Here is an 11,690-nt window from a genome sequence, read left to right as displayed (position 1 = left end):
ATGAGCTTTTTTAAAAAGTTGAAAGAAAAAATCACTTTTCAAACGGAATCTGTTTCAGAAAAGTTCAAAGAGGGTCTGACTAAGACAAGAGATTCCTTTTCAGGTAAAGTAAACGATCTTGTTGCGCGATATCGTAAAGTGGATGAGGATTTCTTCGAAGAATTGGAAGAAATCCTTATTGGAGCAGATGTAGGCGTCAATACAGTAATGGAACTGATTGATGAACTCAGAATGGAAGTGAAGCGCCGCAACATCCAGGACCCGCGCGAGGTACAGGCTGTCATTTCCGAAAAATTGGTGGAAATCTATGAAGCTGGCGAGGATATCTCCCCACGCATCAACATGCAGGAGGAAGGCTTAACAGTCATTCTTGTGGTTGGAGTAAACGGCGTCGGGAAAACCACCTCAATCGGGAAGCTTTCCAATAAACTGAAGCAGGATGGCAAAAAAGTGCTGCTTGCAGCAGGGGATACCTTCCGTGCCGGTGCGATTGAACAGCTTGAGGTATGGGGAGAGCGCGTTGGTGTCGACGTTATCAAGCAATCTTCCGGATCCGACCCTGCCGCAGTGATGTTTGATGCGATCCAAGCGGCAAAAGCCCGGAAAGCGGATGTGTTGTTATGTGATACGGCCGGACGCCTGCAAAATAAAGTGAACCTGATGAAGGAACTTGAAAAAGTGAAACGTGTAATCGAACGTGAAGTGCCAGGGGCTCCTCATGAAGTGCTGCTTGTCCTCGATGCAACTACAGGCCAGAATGCACTTAGCCAGGCAAAGATATTCTCTGAAGTGACAAACGTCTCCGGTATCATTCTGACAAAGCTTGATGGAACAGCAAAGGGTGGTATCGTACTGGCCATCCGCAACGAGCTGAAGATCCCGGTGAAGTTCGTCGGCCTCGGTGAAAAAGTGGAAGATCTTCAGGAGTTCAATGCAGAACAGTATGTGTATGGACTCTTTGCAGATATGGTTGATAAGGAAGTAGTAGAGTAAGATGGGGCCGCTCCGGTTTGGGGCGGTTTTTCTTTTTGTCCTTGGGTATGATGGTGAACTGTTCAGAAGTATGATCGGTGGATTGATGTGTGATGGTTGAGACCACGAAACTGCAGGAAAGGTAGGGAGGCGGTCTCAAAAGGGATGGTTGAGACCACGAAAGCGCAGGAAAGGGGGAATGGTGGTCTTAAAAGGGAGGGTTGAGACCACGAAACAGCAGAAAAGGAGGGATGGTGGTCTCAAAAGGGATGGTTGAGACCACGAAACAGCAGGAAGGTAAGGATAGCGGTCTCAAAAGGGGTGGTTGAGACCACGAAAGCGCAGGAAGGTAGGGATGGCGGTCTCAAAAGGGATGGTTGAGACCACGAAAGCGCAGGAAAGGTAGGGATGGTGGTCTCAAAAGGGATGGTTGAGACCACGAAACAGCAGGAAGGTAGGGATAGCGATCTCAAAAGGGATGGTTGAGACCACGAAACTGCAGGAAAGGTAGGGATGGCGGTCTCAAAAGGGATGGTTGAGACCACGAAAGCGCAGGAAGGTAGGGATGGTGGTCTCAAAAGGGAGGGTTGAGACCACGAAACAGCAGGAAGGTAAGGATAGCGGTCTCAAAAGGGGTGGTTGAGACCACGAAACAGCAGGAAAGGAGGGATAGCGGTCTCAAAAGGGGTGGATGAGACCACGAAACTGCAGAAAAGGAGGGATGGCGGTCTCAAAAGGGATGGTTGAGACCACGAAACTGCAGAAAAGGAGGGATGGCGGTCTCAAAAGGGATGGTTGAGACCACGAAACAGCAGAAAAGGAGGAATGGCGGTCTCAAAAGGGTACAACTGTCAATAACTAATCCCTCACGTCACAACCACATGACAAGAAAAAAACTTGACATCCCCCCAAACAAAATGTAAACTAACTTATTGTAAAGGCATTTCACTTAACAAGGGAGAGTGAGTAGGATGCTAGAAAAAACAACGAGAATGAACTATCTCTATGATTTCTATCAATCGTTGTTGACGCCAAAGCAAAGAAGTTATATGGCTTTGTATTACCTAGAAGATAACTCCCTTGGTGAGATAGCAGAGGAATATAACATAAGTCGTCAAGCGGTGTACGACAACATCAAACGTACGGAACAGATGCTTGAACAATATGAAGAAAAACTTTTGTTATTTCAAAAGTTTCAAGAGCGGCAAGAGCTGATAAACCAGTTGAAGGGTACACTTTTGACCAATCCGTCAAAAGAAGAGCTTTTAACATTTATCGAATCGCTCGAGAAATTAGATTAGGGGGCGGCATACATGGCATTTGAAGGTTTAGCCGACCGTTTGCAAAATACGATACAGAAGATTCGTGGAAAAGGTAAAGTTAGCGAACAAGACGTGAAAGAGATGATGCGTGAGGTTCGACTGGCTCTACTAGAAGCGGACGTAAACTTCAAAGTAGTGAAAGACTTTGTCAAACGTGTTAATGAACGTGCAGTTGGACAAGAAGTCATGAAAAGTCTTACACCCGGTCAGCAGGTCATCAAGGTAGTTAAAGAAGAACTGACTGCACTCATGGGTGGGGAACAAAGTAAAATTGCTGTAAGCAACCGTCCGCCAACCGTCATTATGATGGTGGGTCTACAGGGTGCTGGTAAAACGACCACTACCGGAAAGCTGGCAAACCTATTGCGTAAAAAACACAATAGAAAGCCTCTTCTAGTAGCTGCCGATATTTACCGTCCTGCAGCAATCAAACAGCTTGAAACCTTAGGGAAACAATTAAGCATGCCGGTTTTCTCCCTTGGAGACAAGGTTAGTCCAGTGGAAATCGTGAAGCAGGCCATCCAACAGGCAAAAGATGAGCATCATGATTATGTGCTGATCGATACTGCCGGTCGTCTGCATGTTGATGAAGCATTAATGGACGAGTTGAAACAGGTGAAAGAAATTTCCAAACCGGATGAGATCTTCCTGGTGGTGGATGCGATGACCGGTCAGGATGCTGTCAATGTAGCGGAAAGCTTCAACGAACAGCTTGGCTTGACGGGAGTTGTATTAACAAAGCTGGATGGAGACACTCGTGGTGGTGCGGCGCTTTCTGTTAAGGCGGTAACGAATACTCCGATCAAGTTTATTGGTATGGGAGAAAAGTTGGATGCCATTGAAGCTTTCCATCCTGAGCGTATGGCCTCCCGTATTTTAGGTATGGGGGATGTGCTGACACTTATTGAAAAGGCACAATCGAATGTAGACGAAGAGAAAGCGAAAGAGCTGGAACAGAAGCTGCGTACGATGAGCTTTACGTTTGATGATTTCCTGGAACAATTAGGTCAGGTAAGAAGCATGGGACCTCTCGATGAAATCTTGGGGATGATACCTGGTGCGAACAAAATGAAAGGCCTGAAAAACGTCCAGGTAGATGAAAAGCAGATCGGTCATGTGGAAGCGATTATCAAAAGCATGACAAAAGCAGAAAAAGAAAATCCAGATCTTATCAATGCTAGCCGCAAAAAACGGATAGCAAAAGGTAGCGGACGTCCTGTCCAGGAAGTGAACCGTCTACTCAAACAATTCGAAGAGATGAAAAAAATGATGAAGCAAATGACGAACATGCAAAAAGGAAAAGGCAAAAAAGGTGGATTCAAGTTTCCTTTCATGTAAGTCTTTCACACCATTTTTTCTCTTAATAAATCAAGTGACAAGAAAAAACACTTTACAAACAAGTAACTACTTGTTATCATACTATCTTGTGTGAAATATTTTCGGAGGTGCTTATATTATGGCAGTTAAAATTCGTTTAAAACGTATGGGTTCTAAAAAATCCCCATTCTATCGTATCGTAGTAGCAGATTCTCGTTCTCCTCGTGATGGACGTTTCATTGAAACAGTTGGAACTTACAATCCTGTAACTCAACCAGCTGAAGTTAAAATCAATGAAGACCTAGCTTTAAAATGGTTACAAGATGGCGCGAAGCCTTCTGACACTGTTCGTAACCTTTTCTCTAACCAAGGTATTATGGAAAAATTCCACAATGCTAAATTAAGCAAATAAGAGATCAGATGACAGAACTGATTAAAACAATTGTGACGTCGTTGGTAGATCATCCAGAGCAAGTGGTTGTTACAGAAAAGGCATCAGGTAATGCCCTCACGTATCAACTCGCAGTACATCAAGATGATTTAGGGAAAGTGATTGGCAAGCAGGGAAGAATTGCAAAAGCGATTCGAACTGTATTATTCGCTGCTGCCTCTCATGAAAATAAACGAGTGCAATTAGAAATACTGGAGTAGGGGAGGCTTTATAGCTTCCCTTTTTCCTGTTTTAGAGGATGTTCCATATGGTAAGGAATCATTTTTAATAGGTTATTTAAGTGAATAAGGGTAAAATAATGCTACATAGATGTCCGAAGAAAAAAGTATATGGAGGTGCTACGCGTGTCAAAATGGTATAATGTGGGGAAATTGGTGAATACGCACGGGATCAGGGGAGAAGTCCGGATTGTATCAAGAACCGACTTTCCGGAAGAGCGCTATAAAAAAGGAAACCGCCTGTATCTATTCCTGCCAGACCAAAAGGAACCTCTTGAGGTAGTGGTGGAGACGAGAAGGGTTCACAAGTCATTTGATCTTCTGACGTTTGAAGGATTCCATAACGTCAATGAAGTGGAAAAACTGAAAGGAGCCATCGTCAAGGTTCCTGAGGATCAGTTAGGGGACTTGGAAGAAGGGGAATACTATTTCCATGAAATCGTCGGCTGCAAGGTATTGCTGCAGGAAAACATGGAGGAAATCGGCACGGTAACCGAAGTGCTGACACCTGGGGCGAATGATGTTTGGGTAGTGAAGCCTAAAAAAGGGAAAGACATCTTGATCCCTTACATCGAATCTGTTGTCAAAAAGGTGGATGTAAAAGAAAAGACGATAATCATTGAGCCATTAGAGGGGCTGTTCTAATAATGAAGATTGATATTCTGTCCATCTTCCCTGAAATGTTTACAGGTGTTCTGCAATCCTCGATTCTAAAGAAAGCTGCCGACAAGGGGGCTGTGGAGTATCGGGTGACGGATTTTCGTGAATACGCATCGGATAAACATAAAAAAGTAGATGATTACCCATTTGGGGGTGGTGCAGGCATGGTACTGAAGGCTCAGCCCATCTTTGATGCAGTGGAAAGCCTGAGGGCATCCACCACTGCAAAAAGACCACGTGTGATCCTTATGTGCCCTCAAGGCGAGCGCTACACCCAGAAGAAAGCTGAGGAGCTCTCCAAGGAAGAACATCTGATCTTCATCTGCGGTCATTACGAAGGCTATGATGAGCGTATCAGGGAGCACATCGTAACAGATGAGTTGTCTATCGGGGATTTTGTCCTGACTGGCGGGGAACTGGCTTCCATGGTAATCGTGGACAGTGTGGTAAGGCTTTTGCCTGATGTCCTCGGAAAAGTGGAATCTCATGAGCAGGATTCCTTCAGCACAGGTCTGCTTGAACATCCCCATTATACCCGGCCTGCTGATTTCAGGGGGATGAAGGTGCCGGATGTATTATTGTCAGGCAATCATGCACATATCGAAAAATGGCGTTCCAAGGAAATGCTCAAGAGAACATGGGAGAGAAGACCAGATCTTTTTAATGCATATACGTTGACGAAAGAACAGGAAGAATGGTTGGAGGAGATTAAAAAAGAGGATAAGAGATATTGATTTTTTTTATTCAATATGCTATTATACTCTTTGTGACTTAGCCTAGCTATGTCTTAAAACGATGTTCCGCTGCATCAGAAGTATGGAATGAACATCTGTGGAAAAGGAGTAGAAAACTATGCAAAAATTAATTCAAGAAATTACGCAAGGTCAATTGAAAACTGATCTTCCAGCTTTCCGTTCCGGAGACACTGTACGTGTACACGTTAAAGTTGTCGAGGGTACACGTGAGCGTATTCAGGTGTATGAAGGAGTAGTAATCAAGCGTCGTGGCGGCGGCATCAGCGAAACATTTACTGTTCGTAAGATCTCTTACGGTGTAGGTGTAGAGCGTGCATTCCCTGTTCATTCTCCAAAGATTGAAGGAATCGATGTAATTCGTCGTGGTAAAGTACGTCGTGCGAAACTTTACTATCTTCGTGCATTACGTGGTAAAAAAGCGCGTATCAAAGAAATTCGATAATAAAAGGGAGAGCTTGGTGACAAGCTCTTTTTTTGTTAATCAGAAATCTATGGCGCTTGGAGTTTTCCCTAACCTAAAAGAAGGTATATAATAGGAAAAGAATACATATGGGCAATTGGTAGACAAGGTTATATTCGGGGAGTTTCAGACCGATCGTTAATGGTTGGCCGGTCTGGCATATATTTTCATCCATGTTGTTACACACTAATTGAGAGTAGCGGAGGAACTGATATGGCACGTTCTAAAAATGAGCTTTGGGAATGGGTAAAAGCTTTGGCAATCGCTGTTTTACTTGCAGCAGGCATTCGTTATTTCTTTTTCGCACCTATAGTGGTAGACGGAGAATCCATGATGCCGACTCTTCATGATAAAGACAGAATGATTGTCAATAAAATCGGATATAAAATTGGAGATCCGGAACGATTTGATATTGTCGTCTTCCATGCAACACAAGACAAGGACTATATCAAACGTGTAATCGGATTGCCGGGAGATGAAATAGAATACCGTGATGATGTGCTGTACATCAATGGTGATCCGTACGAAGAGCCATATCTGGACAAGTACAAGGAACAGCTCCAAGGGGACGGTCCCCTGACAGAGGACTTCACTTTGGAAGAGCGTACCGGGTCAAAGGTTGTTCCAGAAGGCCACATCTTTGTAATGGGGGATAACCGCCGTTACAGCAGGGATGGCCGTCATATCGGCACTGTCAGCCAAGAGGAAGTGCTAGGCAAGACAAATATCGTATACTGGCCATTGGCTGATCTTAGAATGGTGGATTAAGGCAATATATCGGTAAGGACTTCAGGAGGCATCAGGCAATGACAATTCAATGGTTCCCGGGGCATATGGCAAAAGCCCGGAGACAGGTAACAGAGAAACTAAAATTAATAGATATCGTTTACGAACTGGTGGATGCTCGTATTCCAGTATCTTCACGCAACCCGATGATTGATGAGATTGTGGCAAACAAGCCGCGTATCATCCTGTTGAATAAAGCGGATATGGCAGATGCAAGAATCACCAAGCAGTGGTTGGAATATTTCAACCTCAAAGGGGAGACAACAAAGGCGATAGCCATCGACTCCCAGACAGGGAAGGGCCTTCAGCAGATATCCTTCCTTTCAAAAGAGCTGCTGAAAGAAAAATTCGATAAAATGCAGTCCCGCGGGATTCGTCCGCGAGCGATCAGGGCTTTGATTGTTGGTATTCCGAACGTAGGGAAATCCACCCTGATCAACAGGCTGGCAAAAAAGAATATCGCGCAAACAGGTGACCGTCCCGGAGTGACCAAAGCCCAGCAATGGGTGAAGGTTGGAAAAGAGCTCGAGCTGTTGGACACCCCGGGTATCCTTTGGCCGAAGTTTGAAGATCAGATGGTCGGATATCGTCTTGCGACTACAGGGGCCATCAAAGATACCATCATCAATCTGCAGGATATCGCAGTTTTTGCGTTGCGTTTCCTAACGGAGCACTACCCGGATAGACTGCGTGAGCGTTATGCACTGGAGAAAATACCTGAAGATATAGTGGATCTCTTCGATGCAATCGGCTCCAAACGCGGCTGTATGATGAGTGGCGGCCATGTAGACTATGATAAGACTGCAGAGCTTGTCATCAGGGAAATAAGGCAAGAGAAGCTCGGAAAACTTAGCTTTGAAGCACCTGTACAGTTATAGGAGGCCAGCATTTTTTGCTGCCTTTTTTTTATTTTTGCCAGATAATGAAAAATGAGAGGTAAACACAATGAAGAACACTCCGATAAAAGAGATAGAAGCGAAGCTGAGAGAGTTGAAAAGCGCTGATGACCCCTTTCTGGACACCCTGAAAGACGACGAGCGGAAGGGCGTAAAGGCTCTAGTGAAGTGTTGGGAAAAAAGAATCAATCAGGACATGCAATTGTTTACTCAGTTTGAAGAAATGAGCCAATATGAAAATTCCCTTTATCAACAAGGGTGTCTCCATATTGCAGGGGTAGATGAAGTCGGACGGGGACCGTTGGCAGGACCTGTGATTGCGGCAGCGGTCATCCTGCCGAAAGACTTTCAACTTCTAGGTCTGACAGATTCCAAAAAGTTATCAGCTTCCAAGCGCGCTTTTTTCAATGAGTATATAAGAGAGCATGCCGTAAGCTTTGGTATCGGTGTTGTGGACTCCAAGACGATCGACCGGATTAATATCTATGAAGCTACAAAGCTTGCGATGCGGTTGGCGGTTGATCACTTATCAGTTAAAGCGGATCATCTCCTGATCGATGCCATGAAACTCGACCTTGACATTCCTCAGACTTCCATTATCAAAGGGGATGCTAAGAGTATTTCAATTGCTGCAAGCTCTGTGCTAGCAAAAGAGGCACGTGATTCGTATATGAAAGAACTTGCGGCCCAATACCCTGAATATGGTTTCGAAAGGAACATGGGATATGGAACAAGTGAACATCTTGAGGCAATAAAAGAAGTGGGGATCATGAAGGAGCATCGACATTCCTTTTCCCCGGTAAAAGAATTGGTAGTGAGTTGAGAAAAAGGGGAATGGCGCAATGAATATTTGGCAGCTTATACAGCATAGAATTCCGGATGGCATATTAAATAAAATGGAAAAGGGCAATCATAAGCTGCCGGACAAATTTCAAGCAAAGGTGACAGAGCAGCTGGATGGTGCTCTTTTTGCCGTTCAAAAAGGGGGAATCTCTTTTTCAGCCAAAATCTCAGGGCCTGTTGAATTGGGAAAAGAATATGTGTTTCATAGTTTGAGGGAAGAGAAAGGGATAGTTCTCAGAGTGGACCGCTCCATACCGGCCATTGAGAATACTGCACAACCCTTGCCCGGGAACAGAACGCCCTCAATAGGGCTGCAACAGCTTCAAGCGCAGTCTACTATACATAGGCTGGAGCACCATATAAGGGAAGCAGGGGTAAAATTCGCTCCCGCGGAACTTCAACAGCTGGCAAAAGTGATTGATGGATTTCAAGGGCCTCAAAAAGAGATCATGATGGAGCTGACTAAATTCTTGGTCGTTCGAAATGCTGCCACACCTGAAGCTGTACATAAAAATCTGCCATTTCTGACTGCAGCCTTGCTAGATGATGAATCTTTGGGGAGTACTCTGGAAAAGGTGAAACAACTAATTAGTGTGTCAAAGGAAGCAAGACCCGAAACATTGAAACTGCAAGCGCAGCTTGAAAAGATTACAATTCCCGCCCCTCTCCAATCACAAAAGGAAATGGTGCTGTTTTTGAAACAACTATTTTCTAATACGGGGCTGGATTATGAAAACACCCTGTTTCAAAGGCTCCACTCACAGCAGTCCTTATCAAGCCTTCCATTAGAGCAGCTTAAGCCCATCCTGCTCGAATATGCGAAGGGAATGATGAATAAGGAGGAAAGCGGCTTTGTTGGAAAGCTCATAAATAAAATAACAGGTTTTCAGCTCCTTAGCAGGGAGGAGGGTTCTTTCCAACACCTATTCCTTCCTATTCCGGTCGTGGTCGAGAAAGAATCCAGGGAGTGGTATGTTCATCTGAGTTCCAAAAAGAATAAGGCCGACGGAATTGATCCTGATTATTGCCGTATTGTCCTTTATCTCGATTTACCGCTCTTTTCCACAACATTGGTCGATTTGTTCGTGCAACAAAGAGTGATCACGTTGTCCATCCACCACTCCTACCCTTCATTAGGTGATTTGGTGGAGAATGGGCTACCTCAGCTAAAAGAAAATCTCTCCCAGAAGGGTTATACTCTCTCAGCGATTAAAACAGTTCATAAGCAAGAAGACGGGCTTGAAGAGTTACCTCTGGATTTTGTCAAAAAAATATTCAGCACTTCCGAGGAAGGAGTGGACTTTCGAATATGAGCAATAGCCAAGGTAAAGCGTCTATGGAAAGAAAGAAAGCAGTCGCTTTGAAGTATGATAAAGCGAAGCATTCCGCGCCGGTTGTCAGTGCAAAAGGAAGGGGCGTTGTAGCGGAAACCATCATTCAGGAAGCAGTGAAGCACAATATCCCGGTTCAGGAGGATTCAGCTCTGATTGAGATGCTTCTCGAGATCGAATTGAACGAAAGCATTCCCGAAGAGCTGTATGAGGTGATAGCGGAGGTACTGTCCTTTGTGTATCAATTGCATCAGAAGGAGAAAGATGATTCCACGGAATTATGAATAGAGAAGGTTTATTAAAATAACAAAATAATTGAATAATCTGTCAAAAATTCAATTATCGGCTTTTTTAAACCTCATTTAATACAAAATCTAGGTGTCAAATGATAATTTTTTGAAAATAGTATAATATTTTTGCAGAAAGGTAGACATTTGACAAACCTTTTAATAAAATGAAAGCGCAGTCTATTTTTTAACGATTATTTTTGCGATACATAAGATTGGAGGATGGGAAATGAATATCCATGAATATCAAGGAAAAGAGATCCTCAGAAAATACGGGGTAGCTGTTCCGAATGGCCGCGTTGCATTTACTGTAGAAGAAGCAGTAGAAGCTGCGAAAGAATTAGGAACAGAAGTTTGTGTTGTAAAAGCGCAAATCCATGCAGGTGGTCGCGGTAAAGCTGGCGGCGTTAAGGTTGCAAAGAATCTGGATGAAGTCCGCGAATATGCAAACGAGATTTTAGGCAAAACATTGATTACTCATCAAACAGGCCCTGAAGGTAAAGAAGTAAAACGTTTACTTATTGAAGAGGGCTGCGATATTAAGAAAGAATATTATATCGGGTTAGTATTGGACCGTGCAACTTCTCGTGTTGTGTTAATGGCATCTGAAGAAGGTGGAACAGAGATTGAAGAAGTGGCTGAGCATACGCCTGAGAAAATCTTCAAGGAAGTAATTGACCCTGTTGTTGGATTAACAGGATTCCAGGCTCGTCGTATCGCATTCAACATCAACATCCCGAAAGAATTAGTGGGACAAGCTGTTAAATTCATGATGAGTTTGTATACTGCTTTTGTAGAAAAAGATTGCTCGATTGCTGAAATCAATCCACTGGTTGTAACTGGCGATGCAAAGGTAATGGCACTTGATGCAAAGTTGAACTTTGATGCAAATGCTCTTTACCGTCATAAAGACATTGTTGAATATCGTGATCTGGAAGAAGAAGATGCAAAAGAAATCGAAGCTTCCAAATATGACCTAAGCTATATCTCCCTAGATGGAAACATCGGTTGTATGGTTAACGGTGCCGGTCTTGCGATGGCAACAATGGATATCATCAAGCATTACGGTGGAGACCCTGCTAACTTCCTGGACGTTGGGGGCGGTGCTACAGCTGAGAAAGTAACAGAAGCTTTCAAGATTATCCTTTCTGATGATAATGTAAAAGGGATTTTTGTTAACATTTTCGGTGGAATCATGAAGTGTGACATCATTGCTACTGGAGTAGTGGAAGCGGCGAAGCAAGTAGGACTTGAAGTTCCTCTGGTTGTACGTTTGGAAGGTACGAACGTTGACTTAGGAAAACAGATTTTACGTGAATCTGGTCTGAATATCGTTGCAGCCGAATCCATGGCTGATGGAGCACAAAAAATCGTAGCGCAAGTAGGATAAGA

Annotated in this window: 14 protein-coding genes; all 14 read left to right on the top strand. The window is 44.0% G+C overall.

Translation table 11 applies throughout. From position 1 onward, the window contains the following. The 14 genes from ftsY to sucC all read left to right on the top strand — a co-directional run bounded on the left by ftsY (position 1) and on the right by sucC (position 11,688). Positions 1-993 carry a signal recognition particle-docking protein FtsY gene (gene ftsY / locus ACFVAD_RS07220; protein ID WP_386637571.1) on the top strand — a complete coding sequence of 331 codons (993 nt, stop codon included), beginning with the start codon at positions 1-3 and terminating at the stop codon, positions 991-993. A gap of 950 nt (positions 994-1,943) precedes the next feature. Further along, a complete protein-coding gene (locus ACFVAD_RS07215) occupies positions 1,944-2,273 on the top strand; it encodes a putative DNA-binding protein (protein ID WP_386637569.1) in 330 nt (109 codons plus the stop codon). Positions 2,274-2,285: 12 nt separating this feature from the next. Beyond that, positions 2,286-3,632, top strand: coding sequence for a signal recognition particle protein (ffh, locus tag ACFVAD_RS07210; RefSeq protein WP_386637567.1), 1,347 nt, complete (start codon positions 2,286-2,288; stop codon positions 3,630-3,632). A 118-nt stretch (positions 3,633-3,750) separates the two neighbouring features. Further along, positions 3,751-4,023, top strand: coding sequence for a 30S ribosomal protein S16 (rpsP, locus tag ACFVAD_RS07205; protein WP_204413630.1), 273 nt, complete (start codon positions 3,751-3,753; stop codon positions 4,021-4,023). 8 nt (positions 4,024-4,031) lie between these two features. Beyond that, positions 4,032-4,262: a KH domain-containing protein gene (locus ACFVAD_RS07200; RefSeq protein WP_386637564.1), complete on the top strand. Its 231-nt coding sequence runs from the start codon at positions 4,032-4,034 to the stop codon at positions 4,260-4,262. A gap of 144 nt (positions 4,263-4,406) precedes the next feature. After that, the gene (gene rimM / locus ACFVAD_RS07195; protein WP_386637562.1) at positions 4,407-4,925 is read left to right on the top strand and encodes a ribosome maturation factor RimM; all 519 of its coding nucleotides are present in this window, start codon (positions 4,407-4,409) and stop codon (positions 4,923-4,925) included. Positions 4,926-4,927: 2 nt separating this feature from the next. After that, positions 4,928-5,674, top strand: a complete 747-nt coding sequence (gene trmD / locus ACFVAD_RS07190) for a tRNA (guanosine(37)-N1)-methyltransferase TrmD (RefSeq protein ID WP_386637560.1) — start codon at positions 4,928-4,930, stop codon at positions 5,672-5,674. 118 nt (positions 5,675-5,792) lie between these two features. Further along, the gene (gene rplS / locus ACFVAD_RS07185; protein WP_386637558.1) at positions 5,793-6,137 is read left to right on the top strand and encodes a 50S ribosomal protein L19; all 345 of its coding nucleotides are present in this window, start codon (positions 5,793-5,795) and stop codon (positions 6,135-6,137) included. Between the two features lie 231 nt (positions 6,138-6,368). Then, entirely contained in the window at positions 6,369-6,923 is a 555-nt protein-coding gene (lepB, locus tag ACFVAD_RS07180) for a signal peptidase I (protein ID WP_386637556.1), read from the top strand. Positions 6,924-6,961: 38 nt separating this feature from the next. Beyond that, positions 6,962-7,819: a ribosome biogenesis GTPase YlqF gene (gene ylqF / locus ACFVAD_RS07175; RefSeq protein ID WP_386637554.1), complete on the top strand. Its 858-nt coding sequence runs from the start codon at positions 6,962-6,964 to the stop codon at positions 7,817-7,819. Positions 7,820-7,886: 67 nt separating this feature from the next. Then, positions 7,887-8,660 (top strand): ribonuclease HII, encoded by a 774-nt coding sequence (locus tag ACFVAD_RS07170; protein WP_386637552.1) that lies wholly within the window; start codon positions 7,887-7,889, stop codon positions 8,658-8,660. Between the two features lie 19 nt (positions 8,661-8,679). Beyond that, positions 8,680-9,993, top strand: a complete 1,314-nt coding sequence (locus tag ACFVAD_RS07165) for a hypothetical protein (protein ID WP_386637550.1) — start codon at positions 8,680-8,682, stop codon at positions 9,991-9,993. Further along, a complete protein-coding gene (locus ACFVAD_RS07160) occupies positions 9,990-10,295 on the top strand; it encodes an EscU/YscU/HrcU family type III secretion system export apparatus switch protein (protein WP_386637548.1) in 306 nt (101 codons plus the stop codon). The genes ACFVAD_RS07165 and ACFVAD_RS07160 overlap by 4 nt, the downstream gene beginning before the upstream one ends. Before the next feature lie 232 nt (positions 10,296-10,527). After that, complete coding sequence (gene sucC / locus ACFVAD_RS07155) at positions 10,528-11,688, top strand: ADP-forming succinate--CoA ligase subunit beta (protein ID WP_204413655.1); 1,161 nt, start codon at positions 10,528-10,530, stop codon at positions 11,686-11,688. Positions 11,689-11,690: the final 2 nt, after the last annotated feature.

This window comes from Sutcliffiella sp. NPDC057660 (assembly GCF_042800035.1).
Taxonomy (GTDB): Bacteria; Bacillota; Bacilli; order Bacillales; family Bacillaceae_I; genus Sutcliffiella_A.
The sequence above is the reverse complement of the archived record's forward strand: the minus strand, read 5'-3'. Positions and strand labels throughout refer to the sequence as shown.

Bases quoted from the DNA above. Each gene is read 5' to 3' on its own strand.
- ftsY (WP_386637571.1), top strand. From the start codon at position 1: ATGAGCTTTTTTAAAAAGTTGAAAGAAAAAATCACTTTTCAAACGGAA.
- ACFVAD_RS07215 (WP_386637569.1), top strand. From the start codon at position 1,944: ATGCTAGAAAAAACAACGAGAATGAACTATCTCTATGATTTCTATCAA.
- ffh (WP_386637567.1), top strand. From the start codon at position 2,286: ATGGCATTTGAAGGTTTAGCCGACCGTTTGCAAAATACGATACAGAAG.
- rpsP (WP_204413630.1), top strand. From the start codon at position 3,751: ATGGCAGTTAAAATTCGTTTAAAACGTATGGGTTCTAAAAAATCCCCA.
- ACFVAD_RS07200 (WP_386637564.1), top strand. From the start codon at position 4,032: ATGACAGAACTGATTAAAACAATTGTGACGTCGTTGGTAGATCATCCA.
- trmD (WP_386637560.1), top strand. From the start codon at position 4,928: ATGAAGATTGATATTCTGTCCATCTTCCCTGAAATGTTTACAGGTGTT.
- rplS (WP_386637558.1), top strand. From the start codon at position 5,793: ATGCAAAAATTAATTCAAGAAATTACGCAAGGTCAATTGAAAACTGAT.
- lepB (WP_386637556.1), top strand. From the start codon at position 6,369: ATGGCACGTTCTAAAAATGAGCTTTGGGAATGGGTAAAAGCTTTGGCA.
- ylqF (WP_386637554.1), top strand. From the start codon at position 6,962: ATGACAATTCAATGGTTCCCGGGGCATATGGCAAAAGCCCGGAGACAG.
- ACFVAD_RS07170 (WP_386637552.1), top strand. From the start codon at position 7,887: ATGAAGAACACTCCGATAAAAGAGATAGAAGCGAAGCTGAGAGAGTTG.
- ACFVAD_RS07165 (WP_386637550.1), top strand. From the start codon at position 8,680: ATGAATATTTGGCAGCTTATACAGCATAGAATTCCGGATGGCATATTA.
- ACFVAD_RS07160 (WP_386637548.1), top strand. From the start codon at position 9,990: ATGAGCAATAGCCAAGGTAAAGCGTCTATGGAAAGAAAGAAAGCAGTC.
- sucC (WP_204413655.1), top strand. From the start codon at position 10,528: ATGAATATCCATGAATATCAAGGAAAAGAGATCCTCAGAAAATACGGG.